Here is a 23932-nt window from a genome sequence, read left to right on the forward strand (position 1 = left end):
GCATCCTCGAAAGGATGCGGACCTTTTTGCGTTCCCGCCGACCGCATGGACATACTCCTGCGGTTTGTCAGATCCCCTGCGGTGTGTCCGGACTCCTGCGGTTTGTCGGGATCCCTGCGGTTTGTCCGGATCCCCTCGCCGCGCGGCGCAGGGAACCGGACATAACGAGGGGCTTTACCCAATCCGAAGCGAAGGCACGAAAAAGGCCCGCACCCCTGGGGGTGCGGGCCTCATAGGATACGCCGGGAGACCTACTGGCGGGGCTGCTCTGAACCCTGAGGAGAACCCGAATCCTGTTCCGGAACGGCGGGCTGCGCAGAATCGGGCTGCACGGATTCAGGCTGCACTGCAGGCTGCGCCGGACGCCGGACGCCGTACTGCGGGCGGCCGTCAGGAAGGTCGGGGAACTGGCCGCGCGGCGTCGTGGGCTTGGCTGCGGCGTCTGCTCCTGCAGGCAGCTGCCGCCCGGCATCGGCCGGGGACTGCCCTGCGGGATCGGAGTCCGGAGCGGGCTGGCCGTAAGGGTTGGCCCAGCCGGAGGGACGTTCCGGGGCCTGAGGTCCGCCTGCGGGCGGGCGCTGGGGGTCCTGGCGCTGGCCGGCCGGCGCCTGCGGGTGCCCTGCCTGTCCGACCATCGGCAGCCGGTGCAGCAGCTGCCGGGCGTCGTTGGCCGCCTCGGGGGCCACAATGACGTCGTAGCTGGTGGCAATGACCTGGCTGGTGGAGGTGAAGTCCCTGCGCCCGCGCTGCAGGGCATAGGCCAGGACCCCGAAGAGTACCCAGAACACGGCACCCAGGGCCATGGACGGAAGGAGGGAGATCGCGGCGGCACTGCCCCCGAACAGCATCAGGGCAAGCCCGACAAAGAGGCCGAACCAGGCGCCCGTGAGTGCGCTCGAAAGCGCCACCCGGGGGTAGGTCAGCCGGCCGGTCACCCGTTCAACGGACTTGAGTTCGTTGCCGACAATGGAGACCAGCTGGACCGGGAACTTGCTGTCGGCAAGGTAGTCCACGGCCTTCTGGGCGTCGAGGTAAGCCGTATACCGGCCCACCGTTTCACCCTTGGGCAAGCTGCGGCCCGCATCACGCGGAGGGGTGGCACCAAATAGGTTCGACATTGCTCCATTCTCGCGCATACCTGCCCCGGACGGTGAACGTATCGCTCGCAGTGAACGGACTCACCTCCCTCGTACCCCGTGATAACGCGTTACCGGCGGGCACAAAGTAGCCTTATAAGGTGAGTACAAATCCAACCCGAGTCTTTATTGCGCGCCTGCTCGGCCTTGACGTCTTCGACCCGCTGGGTGACCGTCTCGGCCGGCTGCGCGATGCGGTCGTGCTGGACCGCGGGCCGGGCCTCCCGCCCCAGGCCGTGGGCATCGTGGTGGAGGTTCCCGGCAAGAAGCGGGTCTTCGTCCCCCTCACCCGCATCACCTCCATGGACCCCGGGCAGATCATCTGCACCGGCCTGGTCAACCTGCGCCGCTTCGAACAGCGTGGAGCAGAGATGCTGGTGGTCGCGGAACTCTTCGACCGCCGGGTACAGCTGCGCGACGGCAGCGGCGAGGCCACCATTGAAGACATCGCCATTGAGCAGAACCGCGCCGGGGACTGGTACGTCTCCAACCTCTTCGTCCGCCGCGGCGGCTCTGCCTCCCGCCTGCGCTCCCTGCGCCGGCGCGGGGAACAGATGATCCTGGACTGGAAGGACATTGCCCACTGGGACGCCACCGGCCCGCAGGCCGCCACGTCCTTCGTCGCCCAGAATGATGACCTCAAGGCAGCCGACTTTGCCGATGCCCTGCATGAGATGAGCGGCAAACGCCGGATCGAAGTGGCCAGCGAGCTGCAGGACGAACGCCTCGCCGACGTCCTGCAGGAACTTCCCGACGACGACCAGGTCCAGATCCTGCAGTCCCTCGACGTGGAACGCGCCGCCGACGTGCTGGAGGAAATGGACCCCGACGACGCCGCGGACCTCCTCAACGAACTGCCCGAAGAGCAGAAGGAAGAGCTCCTTGCCCTCATGGAGCCCGAAGACGCCCGCGACGTCCGGCGCCTGCTGAACTACGAGGAAGACACCGCGGGGTCGCTGATGACCCCCGTGCCGGTCATCCTTCCGCCCGAGGCCACCGTGGCGGAGGCACTGGCACACGTGCGCCGCGAAGAGCTCACCCCCGCCCTTGCCTCTTCCATCTACGTCTGCCGGCCGCCGCTGGAAACCCCCACGGGGAAGTACCTCGGCGTGGTGCACATCCAGCAGCTGCTGCGCTCGGCACCGCCCGAGGCACTGGGCAACATCCTGGATACGGACCTGGAACCGGTCCGCGACTACGCCACCATCAGCGAAGTATCGCGGATGCTGGCCACCTATAACTTGAATTCGCTGCCGGTAATCAACGACGCCGGACGCCTGGTGGGTGCGGTCACGGTGGACGATGTGTTGGACCACCTGCTGCCGGACGACTGGCGCATCTCCGACGAAACCGGCCCGATAACGCAGCAGGGAAGGACAAATGGCTGAAAAGATCAAGTCAACAACCACCGGCCTCGACACTCCCCGCTCTGCACGGACCCGATGGCTGCCGCGGCTCTCCCCGAACCCCGACGCCTTCGGCCATGCCACGGAGAATTTCGCCCGGTTCATGGGCACCCCGCAGTTCCTGGTCTACATGACGGTCTTTTGCCTCGTGTGGCTGGCCTGGAACACCTGGGGGCCGGAATCCGCCCGCTTTGACAGTGCCGCCCTGGGCTTCACCGTCCTGACGCTTATGCTCTCGCTGCAGGCCTCCTACGCCGCTCCCCTGCTGCTGCTGGCGCAGAACCGGCAGGACGACCGGGACCGCGTCTCCGTCCGGCAGGACCGCGAACGCGCCGAGCGCAACCTTATGGATACCGAATACCTCACCCGGGAAATCGCCGAACTGCGGATTGCCCTGCGTGAGGTTGCCACCCGTGACTATGTCCGCTCCGAAATCCGCGGGCTGCTGGAGGAACTCCTCGAGGCCAATGACGACCGCGAGGACGGCGGGACGCGGCGCCGCCGCCGCAGTTCGGACAGCACCGACAGCATGCCCAAACTCAATCCCGGCGGGAGGGAACGCTAAAGCCGTGCCAGTATCCGAACCAGCTTCCGCATTGGAAGCACAGGTGCTCCGTGCCCTGGACACTGTCCAGGACCCGGAACTGCGCCGGCCCATCACCGAACTCGGGATGCTCAAGGACGTACGGCTCGACGCCGAAGGCGGCGTGGTAGTCGACGTACTCCTCACGATCGCCGGCTGTCCGCTGCGGGAGACCATCACGGCCGACGTCGAGCGCGCGCTAGCCGCGGTGCCCGGAGTGAACACTGTGGGCGTGAACCTGGACGTGATGACTCCCGAGCAGCGCAACGCGCTCAAGGACCGGCTGCGCGGCGGCGACCCGGTGCGGACCATCCCCTTCAACCGCCCCGATTCGCTGACCCGCGTGTATGCAGTGGCCAGCGGCAAGGGCGGCGTGGGCAAGTCCAGCGTCACCGTCAACCTCGCGGCGGCCATGGCCTCGCTCGGGCTGCGGGTGGGAATTGTCGACGCCGACGTCCACGGATTCTCGGTTCCCGGCCTCCTTGGAATCACCCGGCCGCCCACCCGCGTGGACGAGATGATCCTGCCGCCGGTGGCCTACGGCATCAAGACCATCTCCATTGGCATGTTCGTGGACGGCAACCAGCCGGTGGCCTGGCGCGGACCCATGCTGCACCGTGCCCTGGAGCAGTTCCTGACCGATGTGTATTTCGGGGACCTGGACGTGCTCTTCCTGGACCTGCCTCCCGGTACCGGAGATATCGCCATTTCCGTAGGGCAGCTCCTGCCGGGGTCGGAGATCCTGCTGGTTACCACGCCGCAGAGCGCCGCGGCGGACGTTGCCGAACGCGCCGGCAGCGTTGCCCGGCAGACCGGGCAGAAGGTCGCCGGCGTGATCGAGAACATGTCCTGGCTCGCACTGCCCGGCGGTGAGCGCCTGGAGATCTTCGGCTCCGGCGGAGGCGCCGCGGTGTCCGGCCGGCTGGGCGACACGCTGGGCTATCCGGTTCCGCTGCTGGGCAGCATCCCCCTCGACGTTGCCCTCCGTGAAGGCGGCGACGGCGGCCTGCCGGTAGTGCTGGCCGACGCTGCCGCCACGGTGGCGGATACAGGTGCGGTCAGTGCTGCTGACGGCGGTGTCGGCGCCGAGGGAACCACCCGGGAGGACGCAGAAACGGCCGCAGCCGAACTGCGGCGGATTGCCCGGGAGCTGGCACACCGGCCGCGCGGCCTGGCCGGACGCAGCCTCGGGGTCAGCCCGGTCTAGGCAGCGGGCGTGACGGTTTAGCGGTGGCCGCTACGTTGCTTCGATGTCGAACGGTGCAGGCTGGCCCTCGGCGAGGCGTTCCAGCGGTTTCACCGCAGGCGGCCGGCTCGCTGCTGCTGACGCGGCAGCAGCTGCGGGTGCGGCAGAAGCCGCTGCCGGCTGGGCCGCCGGAACCGGAGGGGCGGGCGCTGCGGACGGCCGTCCGCTCACCGCTTTGGCGGCGTCGTCGAAATCATCCAGCAACGCTTCCTTAATGATGCGTCGCGGGTCGTACTGCCGTGGATCCAGCTTCCGCCAGTCCACTTCGTCAATCTCGGGGCCCACTTCTTCACGCAATTGCTCACGGGCGCCGGAGGCCATCCGACGCACTTCCCGCACCAGCCGGGCCAACTGCGAAGCGTATTCGGGCAGGCGTTCGGGACCTAGTATCACCACGGCGATTATTGCCAGAAGGATGAACTCGTAACCGTTGATTCCTACCACTCTTGAAGACTACCTTTTCCCGGGAGCGGGGAGCCACTCGCTGCTCCCCTAGAGGCTCCAGCCCGTACGTGTGAACATGGAAAGGCCGCGGACAATGCGTTCCATCGGCTCGGAATCGCCGCCGGTGCGGGCGAGGCGGGCGGATTCGAGCAGGGAAAGCTCCTCCACCGCCCGGGGCAGCGATTTCTCCGGCTGGCTGGACTCGAAGGTGTAGGTGACGCTGCCGGCTGCCACGACCTTCTGGCCGGGATGCTCATCGGAACCGAAGACAGCCGGGCCGGCCTGCGACCCCGCAACCGAGAACCCGTCTTCCGAGACGGTCCGGCCGGTCACGCCGTTGATCACGGGCTGGTGGTCCTCTCCCGGCAGCGGATGCTGTTCCACCAGCCGGAGTTGTTCCCCGTCAGCAGCAGCGAAGGTCATTTCGACGGCGGGACGCCCCTGGACCCGGAGGGAGCGGGCGGACTCCAGTTTCAAGCCCAGATCCGCCAGTTCGGGGCAGGTCCAGCCATGCGCACGAAGCAGCTGCAGCTGGTCCGCTCCAAGGTCGCCGCTTTGGGCAACTTCCTCCCAGCCGTCGGCCATGGCGGCACGCGCACCGGTCTGCGCCGGAACCTCGAGGATGCTGCCGGCAAAATAGGCACCGCCGAGCAGCACCGCCCCGGCTGCTGCTACCGCCCCGGCTGCGGCCAAGGCATGGCTGCGCCGGTCAAGGGTCTTGGCCGCCGCCCCGGACTGACGTCCTTCGGGTTCCGGGCAGCCGGACTGCAGTGCCGTCACCCGTCCCGCAATCCGGGCGGAAAGTTCAGGACCGGCATCGGGCACCCGGAAGGCACGCAGGCGGCTGCGCAGCCGGCGTTCCTCCGCGACCGCGGCGCGGCACGAGGCGCAGCGGGACAAGTGAGCGTCAATGGCCTGCTCGCGCTGCGGGGTTGTTTCGCCGTCGATGTAGTTCCGTAAATGCCGTGTGGGGTGTCGCACTATTCAGCTGGCTCCCGCAACTCGGGGCAGTTTGAGCAGTGAACGGGCGGCCGGGGGCACCTGCGGGTCCCGGTGGGCGAGCTTTTCCTTCAGCATTGCCCGGCCGCGGTGGATCCGGGACCGGACGGTGCCCAGCTTGACGTCCAATACGCGGGCAACCTCGTCGTAGGAAAGCCCCTCCAGATCGCACAGGACAACCGCGGCGCGGAAGTCCGGCGGCAGCTCCTCCAGGGCGCGGGCGATGTCCACGTCGAGGTTATTGAATTCGAAGCTTCGTTCGGGGCCTGGCCCGTTGCTGGGCAGCTTGCTGGAGGTTTCCTCGGTCATGCCGTCGAAACGGATCCGGCTGCGCCGCCGGGCCTGGTCCAGGAATAGGTTGGTGGTGATGCGGTGCAGCCAGCCGTCGAGGGTGCCGGGCTGGAAGTTGGCCAGCGAGCGGAAAACCCGGACGAAGACTTCCTGGGTCAGGTCCTCGGCATCATGTTTGTTTCCGGTCAGCCGATAGGCCAGCCGGTATACCTTCGCCGAGTGTGCCTGGACCACTTCCTCCCAAGTGGGACGTACCCACTCCCCAGCCATGTCCGCGGCTGCTGTGTCCGGCGTCGTTGCCATAGTCTTCCTCCTTCCTTCCAACCTGCGTGCCATCAGTGCAGCCGGTGCAGTCCCGGTGTGCCCCGAGCATTTCCCGTAGGGTGCAAGGAATCCGGGTGGGCCCAAAGTTGTCCGGAGGGCCATTTATCACCGATTAACAATGTTTACGCATCAATCTGGGAGTTGGCTGTTAGCACGCCTTTAGTACTGGGACAAGGCAGCACTGCAGTGCGTACCCGGTTATGCCTCCGTTGGCCTTAAGCTTGACTGAGCAGGAATTCCTCCGGACCGAAAGTGAAACCCCATGCGCGCCGACAAGCAGACCAGTTGGTCCTACACGGAGGCCCTGCCTACCGAGGATGAGGTCCTGATCCGTGCGCGCGAACGGTCCTACGAGCTGGGCGTCAGTGCCGTATCCAGCGGCGTAGGCGCCGCGTTGACCGTACTGGCGGCTGCGAGCAAGGCCACCACGGTAGTGGAAGTCGGCACCGGAGCAGGTGTTTCGGGCGTCTGCCTGCTGCGCGGCCTGGGCCGCAACGCGGTGCTCACCACCATCGATTCCGACGTCGACCACCTCCGTGCGGCCCGCGAGGCCTATGCGGAGGCCGGCATTCCGGGCAACCGGACCCGCACCATCTCCGGCCGGGCGGCCGAGGTACTCCCCCGCCTCACGGACGCCGCCTACGACATGGTGTTCATCGACGCAGACAAGCCCTCCTTCCCGCTCTACGTGAACCAGGCGGTGCGGCTCCTCAAGCGCGGCGGCCTGCTGGTGGTCAATGACGCACTGGACCACGGCAAGGTCGCGGATCCGGCTGTCCGGGAAGCCACCACCAACACCATGCGCAAGGTAGGCAAGGCCATCCGGGAGAACGAAGACCTCGCCTCGGCCCTGCTGCCCACCGGTGACGGCCTTCTGCTGGCCGTGAAAACCGCTTAGCCAACCTCACCAAAGCGGCCCGCACCCAGGGCTCCCAGGAAAGGTGCCACATGATCGAGATCCTCAACCCTGACGAGTTGTCCCGTGCAAGGCAGACGGGTGCCCTGGTCGCTGACATCCTGCAGTCGATCAAGGCCCGCAGCACGGTGGGAACCAACCTGTTGGACATCGACAGGTGGGCCAGGGCCATGATCACCGAGGCCGGTGCCAAGTCCTGTTACGTCGACTATGCGCCGTCCTTCGGGCGCGGGCCGTTTGGCCACTACATCTGCACCTCCGTCAACGACGCCGTGCTGCACGGGCTTCCGCACGACTACGCGCTGGCCGACGGCGACCTGCTGACACTGGACCTCGCGGTATCACTCAGGGGAATCGTTGCCGACTCCGCCATCACGTTCATCGTCGGCAATGCCCCGTCCCCGGAGAGCGCCGCGATGATCGCCGTGACCGAACGGGCCCTTGCCGCCGGAATTGCGACGGCCCGTCCCGGCGCCCGCATCGGGGACATTTCCTTTGCCATTGGAACAGTCCTCACCGATGCGGGATATCCGGTCAATACCGAGTTCGGCGGGCACGGCGTCGGTTCCACGATGCACCAGGACCCGCACATCGCGAACTCCGGGCGGCCGGGCCGCGGCTACAAGCTGCGCCCCGGACTGCTGCTGGCCCTGGAACCGTGGGTCATGGCGGACACCGCAGAATTAGTGACCGACGCCGACGGGTGGACCCTGCGCAGCGCAACAGGCTGCCGGACGGCGCACAGCGAGCACACGATCGCCATCACCGATGACGGGGCCGAGATCCTCACACTGCCGAAGTAACGGCTATACCGCTGCTGCTGTCAGGCGGTCCGGCCCAAGCCGGCAAGATAGGACAGCAGCAGACGCACGCCGAAGCCCGTCGCTCCCTTGGTGAGTTCCCGGCTGTCCTTGTTGGCACGTGCAGGTCCGGCGATGTCGATATGTGCCCACGGGACGCCGCCGGTGAATTTCTCCAGGAACAGGGCGGCAACAATCGCACCGGCGCCGAATTTTGCCTGCACCGGCGCAATGTGGGAAACGTCGGCAATGTCGGAGTCCAGCACAAAGCCGTACTCCGCCACCAGCGGCAGCTGCCACACGGCGTCGCCGGAGGCCTTCCCTGCCGCCTCCAACCGGGTGAGCAGCCCCGGCGCGTTGCCGAACAGCGCTGCGTGGTGCATGCCGAGTCCCAGGGCCGCCGCACCGGTAAGGGTGGCGACGTCCACCAGCACGTCCGGGGCCAGCTCGGCGGCGGCATAGGCCATCGCATCGGCCAGGACCATCCGGCCCTCGGCATCGGTGTTGCCCACTTCGACAGTGGTCCCGTTGTAGGTGGTCACGACGTCGGCAGGCCGGTAGGAGGCTGCACCGATGGCGTTCTCAGCCAAAGCCAGCACCACGGTGACCTTTACGGGCAGCTTCAACGCGGCTGCAGCCTCGGCCACGGCCAGGACCGCTGCCGCACCGGCCATGTCCGTCTTCATGGTCATCATGGCATCCCGCGGCTTAAGCGAGATTCCACCGGAATCGAACGTAATGCCCTTGCCCACCAGGACAACGTGCGGCACGTCCCCGCCGTCGGGCTGGTAGGTGGCCTCGACCAGCCGCGGCGGATGCTCGGATCCGCCGCCTACTGCCAGCAGCCCGCCGAATCCTTCGGCGCGCAGCTCGAACTCGCCGCGGACCCGAACCGTGAGCCCGCTGCGCCCGGCAATCGCCCGTGCCTGCTCCGCCATCCAGTCCGGCGTAGCCGTCTCGGCCGGCGTGTTGGTCAGGTCGCGGGCCATCCACACTGCCTGTGCGGTAACCGTGGCACGTTCGGCTGCGGCAGCATCCAGTCCGGTCAGTTCAAGGTGTGCCGCAATCGGTGCCGGCGGTTCGGTGATACCCGCACGCGGCGGCCGGTAACCGCCGAGCAGGAAGCCCTCAAGGAAAGCTTCCTGCGCGGACGGTTTCAGCCCGTCCACCACGCTTCCGCGTACCCGCTTGGCGCCCATGGTGGCACGGGCCAACGCGGCACCGGCACGCCGCAGGGCAGGCTCCGACTCGTCGCCGGCACCCACGTAAATCAGTTTTCCGGGCAGGTCCGCAGCATCGCGGGGCGGCTCGATCACAAGGATCTCCCCTGCCCTGCCGGTAACTTTCGCGCTGCGTGCCCGGTCGGCGATGTCGGCGCCGTACCGCAGCGCCGCTTCGACGGCGCCGCGCCGCGGCTGGGGAACCGGGTTTACTGCCTCGTCGGCGTCTTCGGGACCGGAGCCGGCCGGCGCAGGGGTCATGGCCACTGCCAGGACGTCGACGCCTTCAGCCGGGACCGGATGCAGTCCGCTTCCCGACTCCGCCTTTCCAGTCCGTGCATTCAACGCGGCCAGGGCAGTGACTCCCGGCAGCGTTGCGGTGACGTAAGGCGACGCCGGAGCGGATCCGGTCCGGTCTGATGGCTTCGGAGGCAGCTGCATGAATTAAAGGCTAGCCCGTAACGCCCAGAAGGCAGTCTTTCAGCTTGCCTGCTTCTTCCACATTCAGCTCAACCACCAGGCGTCCGCCGCCGTCTATCGGCACCCTCAAGATGAGGCTGCGCCCCTCCTTTGTAACCTCCATGGGACCGTCGCCCGTCCTTGGTTTCATCGCAGCCATTTCGAGATTCCCCTTTCACAGCGCCCGGTTTAACCGGATCACCTGTAATCCGCTGCCGATGGAAGTAAAATATCCGCCCGGCAATTGCTGTCATTATTCCGTACAAGTACCGGGCAAACGAAATTTCGTGTGTCGCGGGCCACAAATCAGGGTGGATAGTCCCCTCCGCCGGGTAATTGCGTCCACCGCCAAAGCCACACCACCCAGACGATCTGCAGGACTGCGAACGCAACCGCGACGGTCCCCCGGTAGGCCCTGGACCGGCTAAGCCAGGCGGTGGCAAGCGCCAGCGGAAACAGCGGCAGCAGAAGGCGGAACGTGCTGGTCTGCGGGTTCAGGAACACCAGCAGGTAAAGCAGATAGCTTGCACACCACAGCTGCAGTTCCAGCCCGAGCCGCCGGACGGGCGGGGACATCAGGTAGAGCGCGGCGCCTGCCACCAGCACCACCAGCGCCACGGGTCCGAACAGCGGCCCCAGGAGGTGCTGGGACATGGTGAGCCAGGGTTTGAAGGGAACCAGGTCCCCGAAGCGCCAGGCGCTCTCCGTGTCCGTGTAGGCGCGGATGTCCGAGGTGGCAGCCCATGCGATGACCGGCCAGGCCAGCGCGGAGAAACCGGCCGCCGCAGTCAGGACGGTCAGCCGCCACGCCTGACCGGCTGGGAACGGCACCTGCCCGCGTCGCAGGAACCGCACAACCAGCACCAGCCCGACCGCGAGCGCGAAGGGAACGCCCACCGGCCGGGAGAGACACATCAGGGCCACCACCGGGATGGCGGTGAGGTAGCGCCCCGACAGGAAGAGGTACAGGGCCCCGGCAAGAAGCAGCAGGTTCAGTGACTCGGCGTAGGGGATCTGCAGGATCGGGGACACGGGGAAGACCGCCACGAAGAGCACTCCCCACATGGCGGTGCCTTTCCCTGCCCGCAGCCGGAAGAGCCGGTAAATGACAAGTGCTGCGGCAAAGCCCGCCAACGTGGCCGCCACGGGGGCCAGGACGTTCCAGCCCAGGCCCGTTACGGCGTCGAGCGCCCGCACCAGCATCGGGAACAGAGCATAGAAGGCCCACTCGTTCTCCACGGCATTGCCCGCCGCATCCCGCGGAACGCTGTCGGGATAACCGTCGGAGAAGATCCGGAAGTACCACTCGGCGTCCCAGATGTTGATGAAGTCCCAGTACGCCGGCGATGCGTCCCACCACGGGCCCGCCGGCTGGAACCGGGCGGTGGCGGCGAGCACGGCGTAGGAGAAGAGGCGGGCCGCCAACCACAAGGCGAGGACCTGGAGGTACCACGGCCACCGCTGGACGGCGGCAGCGGCACGGCCCGGCGCCGTCTTTGCCCGGAGGTTCACGGAGGACCTTTCAGCTGATTCAGTTTCCATGGCGCACCCAGCAGGAGTCGAGGTGGTCATTGACGTAGCCGGTCGCCTGCATCATCGCGTAGGCGGTGATGGGCCCGACAAACCGGAAGCCCCGTTTTTTCAGCTCCTTGGCCAGCGCGGCGGACTCCGTCGTAGCGGACGGGACCTCGGCCAGTGTCTGCGGCGCGGGCCGGTCGGCCGGAGCGCGGTACCGGTCCAGCAGGCTGCCGAGGCCTTCATTCTCCGGCAGCTTCACCAGTGCACGGGCGTTGTTGATCACCGCATCGATTTTGGCGGCGTTTCGCACAATGCCGGCATCGGACATCAGCCGCGCCCGGTCGGCGTCGTCAAAGGCCGCCACCGCCTCCGGGTCGAAACCGGCGAACGCGGCGCGGAACGCCTCACGCTTGCGCAGGATGGTGATCCAGCTGAGGCCGGATTGGAAGGCTTCCAGGCTCAGGCGCTCGAAGAGGGCAGCCTCGCCCTCCACGGCACGCCCCCATTCCGTGTCGTGATAGTGCTGGTAGTCCTCGCTGGCCAGCGCCCAGCCGCAGCGCAGCCGCCCGTCCGCGCCCAGCACGGCAGTCAATTCCCGTCTCCGTCAGCAATGTTGCTCCGGCCCGCTGCTTCAAGCGTGCGGATCCGGTCATCGCGTTCCTCGAGTGCTTCGGCGAACCGGTCCAGTACCGTGTCCACCTCGTCCATGCGGTAGCCGCGCAGGGCCACGGAGAACCGGAGCCGGGAAACGTCGCCGGCCACAGGGTGCTCAGGCAGCAAAACGGGCGGCAGCCGGGGATCCGGCTCCGGCAGGCCCTGTACGGTCGCCGGCATGGTGCCGGCGGGTCCCGGGCGCAGCCGGCCGATGCCGAATACGGCAGCCAGGCCCAGCACGGCGATGGCGAGGAAAACCAAGAGGAATGTCACAGGACCATGGTGCCAGATGGCGCCGGTCCCGGGCGGGGGCCGGCCGGCTAGGGGGAAACGTGTCCTGCGCTGTCCGCGATCATCAGCCGTACCGCGTCCGCCGGGTCATCCACTACGTGCAGGAGCTTGAGGTCCGCCTCGCCGACCATGCCCTCCGCCAACAGGGTCTCGCGGATCCAGCCCAGCAGCGGATTCCAGAACTCGGTGCCGATCAGCACAATCGGGAAGGAGGTCACCTTCTGCGTCTGCACCAGGGTCATGGCCTCGAAAAGCTCATCCAGGGTGCCGAACCCGCCGGGCAGGACAATGAACCCCTGCGCGTACTTGACGAACATGGTCTTGCGTACGAAGAAGTACCGGAAGTTGACCCCCAGATCCACCCACTCGTTCAGGCCGGTCTCGAAGGGCAGTTCGATCCCGAGGCCCACGGACAGGCCGTCCGCCCCCACGGCCCCCTTGTTGGCAGCCTCCATGGAGCCGGGCCCTCCCCCGGTGATCACGGCGAGGCCCGCTTCAGCCAGCAGCCTGCCCACCTCTTCCCCGAGCTTGTAATAGCGCGATCCGGGAACACTGCGGGCCGAACCAAACACGCTCACGGCAGGACCCAGCTCGGACAGCGTGCCGAAGCCTTCCACGAACTCGCTCTGGATCCGCAGCACCCGCCAGGGGTCGGTATGCGTGAAATGGGTGGCATCCGACGAGTCCAGCAGGAAACGGTCCGACTGCGGGGTCAGGGCAGCGCCCCGGCGCAGCTCCACCGGCCCCCGCTTGCGCGGACGGTCGGACATGGGACTTGAGGCATCGCTGATAGGCATTCTTCTAGGCTAGCCGTGATGGCGCCGCTGGCAACGCGGCGGGCTCCATCGACGAGGTTAGCTCCGGGCAGGTTGCGCTTACGTCACAATTACGTGCCCGAATGGCCCCTGACACACGCCGGCAATAATCAATGGTTAGATTTTCCTTATGACCAGTGACACATCCCCAGGTAAATCCGTGCCTGAATCCGCTGCACCGCTCGTTTCGCTGAAGAACGTGAACAAGCATTTCGGGGACCTCCATGTCCTGCAGAACATCAATCTCGACATTGCCCGCGGCGAGGTAGTGGTGGTGATCGGACCCTCCGGGTCCGGCAAGTCGACCCTGTGCCGTGCCATCAACCGCCTCGAGACCATCGACGACGGCGAAATCACCGTTGACGGCGCCGTCCTGCCGGCCGAAGGCAAGGCCCTTGCCAAGCTGCGCGCCGACGTCGGCATGGTTTTCCAGTCGTTCAACCTTTTCGCGCATAAGTCCATCGTGGACAACGTTTCCCTCGGACCGGTCAAGGTCCGCAAGTCCAAGCCTGCCGAGGCCAAGAAACTGGCCATGGAACTGCTTGAGCGTGTGGGCGTGGCCAACCAGGCGAACAAGCTTCCGGCGCAGCTTTCCGGCGGCCAGCAGCAGCGCGTAGCCATTGCCCGCGCGCTGGCCATGAAGCCGAAGGTCATGCTCTTCGACGAGCCCACCTCCGCCCTCGATCCGGAAATGATCAATGAGGTGCTGGACACCATGGTGGGCCTGGCGAAGGACGGCATGACCATGGTGGTCGTCACCCACGAGATGGGCTTCGCCCGCAAGGCGGCGGACCGGGTGATCTTCATGGCCGACGGACAGATTGTCGAAGAAGCCACTCCCGAGGAGTTCTTCACGAACCCGAAGAGCGACCGCGCCAAGGACTTCCTGGGCAAGATCCTCTCCCACTAGAACCGTTCCAAGCACTACACGCTCCACCAGCAGTACCGGGGTTTCACCAGTTGGGGGCAACCCTTATGAGGCTAGGTCCTCCGCTTTTGCGCGGAGGACCGCAATGCAAGGAGAAAACATGCGCAAGACCCGTTACGCCGCTGCGGCCATCGCCGCCGTGGCAGCACTGACCCTGTCCGCCTGCGGCGGCGATTCCGGTTCCGAATCCGGCAGCAGCGAAGCCGCCACCGAGGGCTCCGGCGAGCAGATCCGTATCGGCATCAAGTTCGACCAGCCCGGCCTGGGCTTCGACGAGGGCGGCAACTACGCCGGCTTCGACGTCGACGTCGCCAAATACGTCGCCAACGAACTGGGCTACCCCGAGGACCAGATCAAGTTCATTTCCAGCCCCTCCGCCCAGCGCGAGAACATGCTGGAAAATGACCAGCTGGACATGATCTTCGCAACCTACTCCATCACCGATGCCCGTAAGGAAAAGGTTGCTTTCGCAGGACCGTACTTCGTGGCCGGCCAGGACCTTCTGGTTCCCGTCGACAGCGACATCAGCGGCCCCGAGGATCTGGACGGCAAGAACCTCTGCTCCGTCACCGGCTCCACCTCGGCACAGAAGATCAAGGACAACTACGCCGCCGGCGTGAACCTGCTGGAGCAGCCGAGCTACGCCGAGTGCGTGACCGCCATGCAGGGCGGCTCCATTGACGCCGTCACCACTGACGACATCATCCTTGCCGGCCTGGCCTCCACTGACGCCAACAAGGGCCAGTTCAAGGTTGTCGGCAACACCTTCTCGGAGGAGAAGTACGGTGTCGGCCTGCCGAAGGAAGGCGGCATCGTCAAGTGCGAGGACATCAACGCAGCCATCACCAAGATGGTCCAGGACGGTGCGTGGGAGGAAGCCATCAAGAAGAACACCGAAGGCGCCGACTACACCTTCAATGAAGACCTGAACCCGCCGACGCCTGACGCCTGCGCCTAGTTCCTGCACGTTCCACCCCCGCGGGGAAGCCGGCGATAACCTCCGGCTTCCCCGTTGCGGGTTTTCTTCCACCGTAAAGAGGTGAAACATGGAGGGTTTTACTGCCCTCTTCGAGCAGTACGACGTCCTCGGCGCTTTCTGGGTCAATATCCAGCTCGCGTTCTGGGCCGCGCTCTGGTCGCTGATACTCGGTACCGTACTGGCACTGATGCGGATCTCACCGATCCCCAGCCTGCAGTGGTTCGGTGCCGCCTACGTCAACATTTTCCGCAACACCCCGCTGACCATCATCATGGTGTTCGGCTCACTGGCGCTGTGGTCGCAGCTGAACGTCAGCCTGTCCAGCGACTTCACCACCAACTTCTTCCGCCTTGCCGTGCTGTCGCTGACCGTCTACCACGCAGCGTTCTTCTGCGAGGCCATCCGCAGCGGCGTCAACACGGTTCCGCTGGGACAGGCTGAGGCCGCCCGCGCCATCGGCCTTGGGTTCCTGGAAGCAGCCCGGCTGGTCATCATGCCGCAGGCCTTCCGCGGCGCCATCGCCCCGATGGGCAATGTGCTGATCGCCCTGGTCAAGAACACCACCGTGGCCGCCACGGCCGGCGTCGCCCTGGAGACCTCGAGCATGATGAAAACCATGATCGAGTTCAATCCGAACCTGATGACGCAGATCTTCCTGACCTTTGCCATCGGCTACGTCATCATCGTTATCCCCATCGGCCTGCTCACCACCTGGGCCTCGAAGAAACTGGCGGTCGCACGATGAGCGCACAGAATGTCCTGTTTGATGCCCCCGGGCCCAAGGCCCGCCGGAACATCATGGTCGGCAACATCCTGGGCGTGCTGCTGATCGCAGCGCTGCTCTGGGTGGCGATCTCCGGGCTGGCGGACAAGGGCCAGTTCGACGCCGCCAAGTGGACGCCCTTCCTGGAGTGGCGGACCTGGGAGTACTTCATGCTCCCGGGACTGCTCTCCACGCTGAAGGCTGCCGCCGTGGCCGTGGTGACGTCGATTGTCTTCGGCCTGCTCTTCGGCATCGGGCGCCTTTCGGCTTTCAAGCCGATCAGCTGGGTCTGCGGGCTCGTGGTGGAGTTCTTCCGCGCGGTTCCCGTGCTGCTGATGATGGTGTTCTTCTACCAGTTCCTCTCCAAGTCCACTTCGGTGAATCCGGAACAGGTCCCCTTCTACGCCGTTGTCATAGCCCTCACCCTGTACAACGGTTCGGTGATCGCGGAACTGGTCCGCTCCGGCGTCTTCGGTCTCCCGAAGGGCCAGCGCGAGGCCGGCCTCGCCATCGGCCTGACACCGGGCCAGTCGCTCCGCAGCATCGAGATGCCGCAGGCGCTGGTGGCCATGCTGCCGGCGCTGCTGAGCCAGTTCGTGGTCATCCTGAAGGACTCCGCGCTGGGTACCTTCATCGGCTATACCGAACTGCTGGACTACGCACGCCGCCTGGCCGCGGGTGAAGGCAACATCCTGCCCGCACTGCTGGTTACCGCCGCGATCTTCATCGCCCTGAACTGGCTGCTCACGTTTGCCGCGCAGCGCCTCTCCCGGCGCCTAGGCGCACGTGCCGGCAAGGTGCTGAAGATCGAAGACACGATCGAGCCCGAGGGCATCGAAGCTCCGGTTCCGGCTGCTGCGCCGGCAAAGGGCGCGGCCAAATAGGCGCACCAGCCCCGGACAGCTAACGAAAAAAGGAGAGGACCGGCACTATGCCTGTCCTCTCCTTTTTTGCTGCCCTTAGGCTCTTGTCGACGCGGGAACCGCGGCCGGCCTAGCTCAGCCAGGACCTCAGCGCCGCCAAGCAGTCCCGGATGGCGGCGGCGTGTACATGTTCGTCATCGGTGTGCGCCAGCAGGGCGTCCCCGGGGCCGAAGTTCACGGCGGGAATCCCCAGCGCACTGAACCGGGCGACGTCGGTCCAGCCGTATTTCGGTTTCGGTTCGGCGCCCACGGCGGCCACGAAGGACGCGGCAGCCGGCAGGGTCAGTCCCGGCCGGGCGCCGGCCGCGGCATCGGTCCGCACGACGTCGAACCCTGAAAGCAGCTTCCGGACGTAGGCTTCGGCTTCCTCGATGCCTTTGTCCGGGGCAAAGCGGTAGTTGATTTCGACGGTGGCGGCATCCGGAATTACATTGCCCGCTGTCCCGCCCCAGATCCGGACGGCGTTCAGGGACTCACGGAAATCCAGGCCCTCAACGTTCACCGTGGCCGGTGAGTGGTCCCGCAGCCGCACCAGGATGTCCGCCGCTGCGTGGATGGCGTTCTCCCCCATCCAGGCCCGCGCGGAGTGCGCGGCGCGGCCGGTGGTGGTGGCGTGGAAGCGCATGGTGCCGTTGCAGCCGCCCTCCACGGTCCCGTTGGTCGGCTCCAGGAGGACGGCGAAGTCCGCCTTCAGCCAGTCCGGATGGCTGCGCTCCAACCGGCCGAGTCCGCTGAGGGAAGCGTCGACCTCTTCGTGGTCGTAGAAAACGTAGGTGATGTCCCGGGCGGGCTCGGTGAGAGCGGCAGCCAGGGCCAGCTGGACCGCCACACCGCCCTTCATATCGGTGGCACCGCGGCCGTAGAGCACGTCCCCGTCCCACGTCGACGGTACGGTTCCGCGCGACCCCGGCACCGTCGGCAGCGGCACGGTGTCCAGGTGGCCGGCAAGGATGATCCGCTCCGCCCGGCCGAGCCGGGTCCGAGCCACCACGGAGTCCCCGTCGCGGGACACTTCGAGGTGGGGGCAGGCACGGAGAGCGGTCTCGACGGCGTCCGCCAGGGCGGTCTCGTTTCCGGAAACGCTCTCGAAATCCATCAGGGCCGCGGTCAGGTCCGCGACATCGCCGAAAAGATCCAAGGAAGGCACAGATGCATCAGTCACCCTCCCACAGTACCGCTCGGTAGACTGGGAACCATGACTGTAAGCGCTGCCCCCACACCCGCTGGAACCCCCGATACCCGTACTGCCGCAGGCCTCGGCCTGGCCACCGTCACCTCCGACGGCGTCGTGCTCGATGTCTGGTTCCCCAGCCCCGCCCTCGGTGATGCCGCTTTCGACGCGGCCCTGAAAGACGATCTCGATGCCGCCGCCGAAGCAATGGCCGACGGTATCCGCGGCACCCACGGCGAAGTGCTGGAAACCCGGATCGACCTCGACGCCGCCCCCGCCGACACCGCCGACGCCTACCTCCGCCTGCACCTGCTCTCGGCCCGCCTGGTCCAGCCCAACACCATCAACCTTGACGGCATCTTCGCTGCCCTGCCCAACGTGGTCTGGACCAACCACGGACCGTGCGCGGTGGCCGACTTCGAGGCGGTCCGCCTGCGGCTGCGCAGCCGCGGCACCGTGACCGTCTACGGCGTGGACAAGTTCCCCCGCATGACCGACTACGTACTGCCCTCAGGCGTCCGCATTGCCGACGCCGGTCGGGTCCGCCTCGGCGCCCACCTCGCCGCAGGCACCACCGTGATGCACGAAGGGTTCGTCAACTTCAACGCCGGCACCCTCGGCACGTCCATGGTCGAGGGCCGCATCTCCGCCGGAGTAGTCGTGGGCGACGGGACGGATGTCGGCGGCGGCGCCTCCATCATGGGCACCCTCTCCGGCGGCGGCAAGGAAAAGATCACCCTGGGCGAACGTGTCCTCCTGGGCGCGAACTCCGGCGTCGGCATCAGCATCGGTGACGACAGCGTGGTTGAGGCCGGGCTGTACGTGACGGCCGGGACCCGGGTCACCGTCCTCGACGGCGACGAGCCCCGCCTGGTGAAGGCCGCTGAACTCTCGGGCGTGCCCAACCTGCTGTTCCGCCGCAATTCCGCCACCGGCGCGGTGGAGGCACTGCCCCGCAACGGACGCACCGTGGAACTGAACTCCGCGCTGCACGCGAACTAGCGGCCGGACACCATGCAACTGCTCCAGCAGCATGAAACCCGTTCCTTCCGGGTGCTGGTCCTGCTGCTGGCGCTGTGCGTGGCGGCGTTCGCTGCCTTGTTCGCTGTTTCCGCGCTCTCGGGAAAGAAGCAGGCACCGGTGATCACTGAACGGTGCGTGGCCGTTGTGGGCGGCGCGGAATACTGGCTGACGCTGGAACAGGCGGCGAACGCCTCAATCATTTCCGGGGTGGCGGTGGCCCGCGGGCTGCCGCCGCGGGCCGTCTCCATTGCCCTTGCCACTGCCCTGCAGGAATCGGGGCTGCGCAACGTGGACTACGGCGACGACGCCGGTCCGGACTCCCGCGGCCTCTTCCAGCAGCGCCCGTCGCAGGGATGGGGCAGCGAGGAACAGGTGATGGACCCCGCCTATGCCGCCACCGCCTTCTACAACGGCTTGGAGCAGGTCCCGGGCTACCTGGAGCTTCCGATCACGGAGGCGGCGCAGGCGGTCCAGCGCAGTGCCTTCCCGGACGCGTACGCCAAGCATGAGGGTCCTGCCCGGGCCTTCGCTTCCGCCCTGACCGGGCAGACCCCTACAGCTCTCTCCTGCACCCTGCGGGCTCCGGTTGAGTCCGCCGATCCCGCGGTGAGCGCTGCCGCCGTCGAGGAAATCTACGGACCGCTGAACGGGTCCGTGCTGGGCCCGCTCTATCTGGCCGACGTCGAGGGTGCCTACGGCTGGTCCGTGGCCCAGTGGTTCGTCGCCAATGCCAAGGCGCTCGGGATCGAGTCCGTCGCCTATGACGGCCGGACCTGGCACCGGGGTACCGCCGTCTGGTCCGAATCGGACGCCGCACCCGGGCAGGTGGCCGTGACGGCGTTCAGTCTCCCCGCGGAATAAAGGGGTCCGCCGCGGGACCGCCGCCGCGGATACGGACGAGCGAGCGTTTAGGCTTAGAACCATGCGCATTTTAGTTACCGGTGGCACCGGTTATATCGGATCCCACACCACTCTGGCCCTCCTCGAAGCGGGCCACGACGTGGTGGTCCTGGACAACCTCCTGAATTCAAACGAGGAATCGCTGCGGCGGGTCCAGGAGCTTACCGGCCGCAAGGCGGAATTCATCAAGGCCGACCTGCTGGATACAGCGGCGCTGGAAGCGGCATTCGACGGCCGCTCCATCGACGCGGTCATCCACTTCGCCGGGCTGAAGGCAGTGGGTGAATCGGTGGCTAAACCGCTGTACTACTACACCAACAACGTAGTCGGCACCATCAACCTGCTGCACGCCATGGACCGGCATAACGTCCGGACCATCGTCTTCAGCTCGTCAGCCACCGTCTACGGAGCATCCGAGGAGGTCCCCCTCACCGAGGACTCCCCCATGGACGCCGTGAACCCCTACGGGCGCACCAAGGAGCAGATCGAGGACATCCTCAGCGATCTCGGTGCCGCCGATGAACGCTGGAGCGTTGCGCTGCTGCGGTACTTCAACCCCGCCGGCGCCCACGAGTCCGGCCGGATCGGCGAGGATCCCACCGGTGTGCCGAACAACCTGCTGCCGTTCGTGGCGCAGGTTGCCGTTGGCCGCCGCGAAAAGGTGATGGTCTTCGGCAACGACTACCCCACACCGGACGGCACCGGCGTCCGCGACTACATCCATGTAGTGGACCTTGCCGCAGGCCACCTCGCCGCACTCAACTATTTGAGCGAGGCCCCCGGCGTACACCGCTGGAACCTGGGCACGGGCAACGGCTCGTCCGTCCTGGAAGTCCTCTCGGCCTTCTCCGCCGCCGCAGGCAAGGAAATCCCCTACGAGTTCGCCGAGCGGCGCCCGGGAGATGCCGCTGTCAGCTACGCCGACCCTGCCGCCGCGCACGCGGACCTCGGCTGGCGGGCCGAACGCTCCCTGGCGAGCATGTGCGAGGACCACTGGCGCTGGCAGAAGAACAACCCCGAGGGCTACGCCGCCCCGTAGGGATTAGAAAAGGGAAGGTCCCCGGAATTTTCCGGGGACCTTCCCTTTTCTGTTTTTACAAAACCGATCAGCGCTGCGGGTAGTTGCGCTCCGGGGCGCCCGTGTAGAGCTGGCGCGGGCGGCCGATCTTCGTCTGCGGGTCCTGCATCATTTCACGCCACTGGGCAATCCAGCCCGGCAGGCGGCCAATGGCGAACAGGACCGTGAACATCTTCTCCGGGAAGCCCATGGCCTTGTAGATCAGGCCCGTGTAGAAGTCCACGTTCGGGTACAGCTTGCGCTCGATGAAGTAATCGTCCGCCAGTGCCTTCTCTTCCAGGCGCATGGCGATGTCCAGCAGCTCATCGTTGCCGCCGAGCTTGGCGAGGATGTCATGGGCAGTGGCCTTGACGATCTTGGCGCGCGGGTCGTAATTCTTGTAGACGCGGTGCCCGAAGCCCATGAGCTTCACGCCGTCTTCCTTGTTCTTGACCTTTTCCATGAAGGTCTCCGGCTGCATGCCGGTGGCCTGGATGTCGCGCAGCATGTTCAGCACTGCTTCGTTGGCCCCGCCGTGCAGCGGGCCGAAGAGGGCGCTGATGCCGGCCGAAACCGAAGCGAACATGTTGGCGTTGGAGCTGCCCACCAGACGGACGGTGGAGGTGGAGCAGTTCTGCTCGTGGTCCGCGTGCAGGATCAGCAGCAGGTCCAGGGCCTTGACCAGGTCCGGATCGATTTCGTACGGCTCGGCCGGCAGGCCGAAGGACAGCCGCATGAAGTTCTCCACCAGGTTCATGGAGTTGTCCGGGTAGAGCATCGGCTGGCCGATGGACTTCTTGTGCGCGTAGGCCGCGATCACGGGCAGCTTCGCCATCAGGCGGACCGTGGAGAGCTCCACCTGTTCTTCGTCGAACGGGTCCAGGGAGTCCTGGTAGAAGGTGGACAACGCACTGACCGCCGAGGACAGTACCGGCATCGGGTGCGCGTCGCGCGGGAAGCCGCCGAAGAAGCCCTTCAGGTCCTCATGGAGCAGGGTATGGCGCCGGATCCGCTGGTCGAAGTTCTCCAGCTCGGTGGGCGTCGGCAGTTCCCCGTAAATCAGCAGGTACGAGGTCTCGAGGAAGCTCGAGTGCTTTGCCAGCTGCTCAATGGGGTACCCGCGGTAGCGCAGGATACCCTGGTCGCCGTCGATGTAGGTGATCGCGGAGGTGGTGGCCGCCGTGTTCATGAAGCCGGGGTCAAAAGTGACGGTGCCGGTCTGCTTCAGCAGCTTGGAAACGTCGAAACCGTTGTTTCCTTCAGCTGCGGCAACACGGGGCAGTACAAGCTCGTCTTCCGGGTTCGGCCCGTACTGGAGCTTGGCACTTGGTTGCTCAGTCATTAATTCTCCTTTAGGAGTTTTCGAAACCGCCGCTATGTACATCCGCTTCCGACGGACATAGTGCATTCCACTAAACTATTTCGCTAAAACGCTACCGGTTTCAGTGCCCTTACCACTAATCGAGGCGGGCACTGTTGTACAAGCGCAACATGGCTGGGCGCAGTATTACGGTGCAGTGCCCAATACTATTCCTGCGAACCCGCGTGCAGGCGCTCGGCGGCTGCACGGATGCCCTCGTCCGTGCCGGTGAGGGCAATCCGCACGTAGCCGGCACCGGCGTCGCCGTAGAAAACGCCGGGACCCACTACTATTCCCAGCTCCGCGAAACGGGCCACGGTGGACCAGGTGTCCTCGCCCGCACTCGCCCACAGGTACAACCCGGCTTCCGAGTGCTCAATCTTCAGGCCGAACGCCTCGAGTGCCGGAACGAGCAGGTTGCGGCGGGAGCGGTAGAGGTCCTTCTGCGCCGCCACGTGTGCGTCGTCGCGCAGCGCAGCGGCCATGGCGGCCTGTACGGGCGCGGGGACGATCATTCCGGCGTGCTTGCGGCTGTTGACCAGGTTGGCGATCAATGCCGGATCTCCCGCCGTGAATGCAGCGCGGTAACCGGCCATGTTGGACTGCTTGCTCAAGGAGTACACCGCGAGCAGGGAGTCGGTGCTTCCGCCACTGATCCGCGGATCCAGGATGCTGGGGACGGGTTCACCGCCCTCAGCGGGATCCCACTGTCCCCAGCCGAGTTCGGCATAGCATTCGTCCGAGGCAACCACTGCGCCCAGGGCACGGGCTTCTTCGACGAGGGTGCGCAGCGACTCGGCTGAACGCACAATGCCGGTGGGGTTGCCCGGGGAGTTCACCCAGACCAGCCGTACGCGCGAACGCGTCTGCTCGTCCAGATCGGAGAGGTGGTCCGCGGCTACCGCCGTGGCGCCGGCGAAGACCGCACCCATGTCGTAGGTGGGGTAAGCCACCACGGGCCGGACGACGACGTCGCCCTCCCCCAGCCCGAGCAGCAGCGGCAGCCAGGCAACGAGTTCCTTCGAGCCCACGGTGGGCAGCACGGCCGCCGGATCCAGCCCGGACACGTTCCGGCGTCTGGCAAACCAGTCGACGACGGCGGCACGCAGGTCCGCGGTGCCGTGCGTTGTGGGATAGCCCGGGGCATCCGAAGCAGCTGCCAGCGCGTCGCGGACGACGGCGGGCGTTGGATCCACGGGGGTGCCGATGGACAGGTTCACCGCTCCATCAGGATGCTCTGCTGCCCGGCGCTGGTAGGGCGCCATGGCGTCCCAGGGGTACTCCGGCAGGTCCAGCCCGAAGGCCCGGGACGCCGCGGCGCTCATGCCTGGTTCTGCGGCGGCAGGGCCGCGATGATCGGGTGGTCCGTGTGCGTGTTGCCTACCTTGGCAGCGCCGCCGGGAGAGCCCAGGACGTCGAAGAACTCGACATTGGCCTTGTAGTACTCGGCCCATTCCTCGGGAGTGTCGTCTTCGTAGTAGATGGCCTCTACCGGGCAGACGGGTTCACAGGCCCCGCAGTCGACGCATTCGTCCGGGTGGATGTAGAGGGAGCGTTCGCCTTCATAGATGCAGTCCACGGGGCATTCTTCGATACATGCCTTGTCTTTTACATCCACGCACGGCTGCGCAATTACGTACGTCACGTCCCTTGCCTTCCTGATCTGCGGACCGTCGGCCGGTAGGACGGCGGGTCGCTGGGTGTTGGTTCCACGTTAGTAGCCTTG

The 23932-nt window shown here is 66.3% G+C and carries 26 protein-coding genes; 12 read left to right on the plus strand and 14 right to left on the minus strand.

Features of this window, described 5'->3' with window-relative positions; all coding sequences use genetic code 11:
- Nucleotides 1-251 precede the first annotated feature (251 nt).
- Complete coding sequence (locus N2K98_RS12630) at nucleotides 252-1118, minus strand: general stress protein (RefSeq protein ID WP_255865097.1); 867 nt, start codon at nucleotides 1116-1118, stop codon at nucleotides 252-254.
- A 119-nt stretch (nucleotides 1119-1237) separates the two neighbouring features.
- Between N2K98_RS12630 and N2K98_RS12635 the strand changes: the two genes are divergently transcribed.
- The 3 genes from N2K98_RS12635 to N2K98_RS12645 are packed head-to-tail and all read left to right on the plus strand — an operon-like array spanning nucleotide 1238 to nucleotide 4332.
- Nucleotides 1238-2524, plus strand: coding sequence for a magnesium transporter (locus N2K98_RS12635; protein WP_255797111.1), 1287 nt, complete (start codon nucleotides 1238-1240; stop codon nucleotides 2522-2524).
- Entirely contained in the window at nucleotides 2517-3107 is a 591-nt protein-coding gene (locus N2K98_RS12640; protein ID WP_255797110.1) for a DUF1003 domain-containing protein, read from the plus strand. Before N2K98_RS12635 ends, N2K98_RS12640 begins: the two co-directional genes overlap by 8 nt.
- Before the next feature lie 4 nt (nucleotides 3108-3111).
- The gene (locus tag N2K98_RS12645; RefSeq protein WP_255865096.1) at nucleotides 3112-4332 is read left to right on the plus strand and encodes an Mrp/NBP35 family ATP-binding protein; all 1221 of its coding nucleotides are present in this window, start codon (nucleotides 3112-3114) and stop codon (nucleotides 4330-4332) included.
- A gap of 30 nt (nucleotides 4333-4362) precedes the next feature.
- On the opposite strand, the gene N2K98_RS12650 is transcribed toward N2K98_RS12645, so the two are convergent.
- The 3 genes from N2K98_RS12650 to sigE are packed head-to-tail and all read right to left on the minus strand — an operon-like array spanning nucleotide 4363 to nucleotide 6408.
- The gene (locus N2K98_RS12650) at nucleotides 4363-4815 is read right to left on the minus strand and encodes a Sec-independent protein translocase family protein (RefSeq protein ID WP_255865095.1); all 453 of its coding nucleotides are present in this window, start codon (nucleotides 4813-4815) and stop codon (nucleotides 4363-4365) included.
- 48 nt (nucleotides 4816-4863) lie between these two features.
- Nucleotides 4864-5796: an anti-sigma factor family protein gene (locus N2K98_RS12655; protein ID WP_255865094.1), complete on the minus strand. Its 933-nt coding sequence runs from the start codon at nucleotides 5794-5796 to the stop codon at nucleotides 4864-4866.
- Between the two features lie 3 nt (nucleotides 5797-5799).
- The gene (gene sigE / locus N2K98_RS12660) at nucleotides 5800-6408 is read right to left on the minus strand and encodes an RNA polymerase sigma factor SigE (RefSeq protein ID WP_255797105.1); all 609 of its coding nucleotides are present in this window, start codon (nucleotides 6406-6408) and stop codon (nucleotides 5800-5802) included.
- 283 nt (nucleotides 6409-6691) lie between these two features.
- Between sigE and N2K98_RS12665 the strand changes: the two genes are divergently transcribed.
- Together N2K98_RS12665 and map are read left to right on the plus strand one after the other, a co-directional pair.
- Entirely contained in the window at nucleotides 6692-7327 is a 636-nt protein-coding gene (locus tag N2K98_RS12665; RefSeq protein WP_227918438.1) for an O-methyltransferase, read from the plus strand.
- A 50-nt stretch (nucleotides 7328-7377) separates the two neighbouring features.
- A complete protein-coding gene (gene map / locus N2K98_RS12670; RefSeq protein WP_255797104.1) occupies nucleotides 7378-8148 on the plus strand; it encodes a type I methionyl aminopeptidase in 771 nt (256 codons plus the stop codon).
- A 20-nt stretch (nucleotides 8149-8168) separates the two neighbouring features.
- Here the strand turns inward: map and N2K98_RS12675 are convergent, their stop codons facing one another.
- From N2K98_RS12675 to N2K98_RS12700, 6 genes are all read right to left on the minus strand, one after another.
- Nucleotides 8169-9806, minus strand: coding sequence for a leucyl aminopeptidase family protein (locus N2K98_RS12675; protein ID WP_255865093.1), 1638 nt, complete (start codon nucleotides 9804-9806; stop codon nucleotides 8169-8171).
- A gap of 10 nt (nucleotides 9807-9816) precedes the next feature.
- The gene (locus N2K98_RS12680) at nucleotides 9817-9984 is read right to left on the minus strand and encodes a DUF3117 domain-containing protein (protein ID WP_146361313.1); all 168 of its coding nucleotides are present in this window, start codon (nucleotides 9982-9984) and stop codon (nucleotides 9817-9819) included.
- 146 nt (nucleotides 9985-10130) lie between these two features.
- Nucleotides 10131-11366, minus strand: a complete 1236-nt coding sequence (locus tag N2K98_RS12685) for a hypothetical protein (RefSeq protein WP_255865092.1) — start codon at nucleotides 11364-11366, stop codon at nucleotides 10131-10133.
- Nucleotides 11356-11934: a DNA-3-methyladenine glycosylase I gene (locus N2K98_RS12690; RefSeq protein WP_255865091.1), complete on the minus strand. Its 579-nt coding sequence runs from the start codon at nucleotides 11932-11934 to the stop codon at nucleotides 11356-11358. The genes N2K98_RS12685 and N2K98_RS12690 overlap by 11 nt, the downstream gene beginning before the upstream one ends.
- Nucleotides 11931-12269, minus strand: coding sequence for a DivIVA domain-containing protein (locus tag N2K98_RS12695; protein ID WP_255865090.1), 339 nt, complete (start codon nucleotides 12267-12269; stop codon nucleotides 11931-11933). The genes N2K98_RS12690 and N2K98_RS12695 overlap by 4 nt, the downstream gene beginning before the upstream one ends.
- Before the next feature lie 47 nt (nucleotides 12270-12316).
- On the minus strand, nucleotides 12317-13084 hold the full coding sequence (locus tag N2K98_RS12700) for an LOG family protein (protein ID WP_255797100.1): 768 nt from the start codon (nucleotides 13082-13084) through the stop codon (nucleotides 12317-12319).
- A 148-nt stretch (nucleotides 13085-13232) separates the two neighbouring features.
- Here N2K98_RS12700 and N2K98_RS12705 point away from each other — a divergent pair, with 148 nt between their 5' ends.
- The 4 genes from N2K98_RS12705 to N2K98_RS12720 all read left to right on the plus strand — a co-directional run bounded on the left by N2K98_RS12705 (nucleotide 13233) and on the right by N2K98_RS12720 (nucleotide 16656).
- Nucleotides 13233-14012, plus strand: coding sequence for an amino acid ABC transporter ATP-binding protein (locus N2K98_RS12705; protein ID WP_229949810.1), 780 nt, complete (start codon nucleotides 13233-13235; stop codon nucleotides 14010-14012).
- 118 nt (nucleotides 14013-14130) lie between these two features.
- Complete coding sequence (locus N2K98_RS12710; protein ID WP_255797099.1) at nucleotides 14131-14988, plus strand: glutamate ABC transporter substrate-binding protein; 858 nt, start codon at nucleotides 14131-14133, stop codon at nucleotides 14986-14988.
- 88 nt (nucleotides 14989-15076) lie between these two features.
- Complete coding sequence (locus N2K98_RS12715; RefSeq protein WP_227918455.1) at nucleotides 15077-15754, plus strand: amino acid ABC transporter permease; 678 nt, start codon at nucleotides 15077-15079, stop codon at nucleotides 15752-15754.
- A complete protein-coding gene (locus N2K98_RS12720) occupies nucleotides 15751-16656 on the plus strand; it encodes an amino acid ABC transporter permease (protein WP_255865089.1) in 906 nt (301 codons plus the stop codon). Before N2K98_RS12715 ends, N2K98_RS12720 begins: the two co-directional genes overlap by 4 nt.
- A 109-nt stretch (nucleotides 16657-16765) precedes the next feature.
- Here the strand turns inward: N2K98_RS12720 and dapE are convergent, their stop codons facing one another.
- The gene (gene dapE, locus N2K98_RS12725; protein WP_255865088.1) at nucleotides 16766-17857 is read right to left on the minus strand and encodes a succinyl-diaminopimelate desuccinylase; all 1092 of its coding nucleotides are present in this window, start codon (nucleotides 17855-17857) and stop codon (nucleotides 16766-16768) included.
- Between the two features lie 33 nt (nucleotides 17858-17890).
- Here dapE and dapD point away from each other — a divergent pair, with 33 nt between their 5' ends.
- The 3 genes from dapD (at nucleotide 17891) to galE (ending at nucleotide 20828) form a co-directional block, all read left to right on the plus strand.
- A complete protein-coding gene (gene dapD / locus N2K98_RS12730) occupies nucleotides 17891-18868 on the plus strand; it encodes a 2,3,4,5-tetrahydropyridine-2,6-dicarboxylate N-succinyltransferase (protein ID WP_255865087.1) in 978 nt (325 codons plus the stop codon).
- A gap of 12 nt (nucleotides 18869-18880) precedes the next feature.
- Complete coding sequence (locus N2K98_RS12735; protein ID WP_255865086.1) at nucleotides 18881-19750, plus strand: hypothetical protein; 870 nt, start codon at nucleotides 18881-18883, stop codon at nucleotides 19748-19750.
- A 61-nt stretch (nucleotides 19751-19811) separates the two neighbouring features.
- Nucleotides 19812-20828 (plus strand): UDP-glucose 4-epimerase GalE, encoded by a 1017-nt coding sequence (gene galE / locus N2K98_RS12740; RefSeq protein ID WP_255865085.1) that lies wholly within the window; start codon nucleotides 19812-19814, stop codon nucleotides 20826-20828.
- Between the two features lie 67 nt (nucleotides 20829-20895).
- Here the strand turns inward: galE and N2K98_RS12745 are convergent, their stop codons facing one another.
- The 3 genes from N2K98_RS12745 to fdxA all read right to left on the minus strand — a co-directional run bounded on the left by N2K98_RS12745 (nucleotide 20896) and on the right by fdxA (nucleotide 23851).
- Complete coding sequence (locus N2K98_RS12745; protein ID WP_229949818.1) at nucleotides 20896-22188, minus strand: citrate synthase; 1293 nt, start codon at nucleotides 22186-22188, stop codon at nucleotides 20896-20898.
- Between the two features lie 185 nt (nucleotides 22189-22373).
- Nucleotides 22374-23531, minus strand: coding sequence for a succinyldiaminopimelate transaminase (gene dapC / locus N2K98_RS12750; RefSeq protein ID WP_255865084.1), 1158 nt, complete (start codon nucleotides 23529-23531; stop codon nucleotides 22374-22376).
- Nucleotides 23528-23851 carry a ferredoxin gene (gene fdxA / locus N2K98_RS12755; protein WP_227918473.1) on the minus strand — a complete coding sequence of 108 codons (324 nt, stop codon included), beginning with the start codon at nucleotides 23849-23851 and terminating at the stop codon, nucleotides 23528-23530. The genes dapC and fdxA overlap by 4 nt, the downstream gene beginning before the upstream one ends.
- Between the last annotated feature and the right edge of the window lie 81 nt (nucleotides 23852-23932).

Source organism: Arthrobacter jinronghuae (genome assembly GCF_025244825.1).
GTDB lineage: Bacteria > Actinomycetota > Actinomycetes > Actinomycetales > Micrococcaceae > Arthrobacter_B > Arthrobacter_B jinronghuae.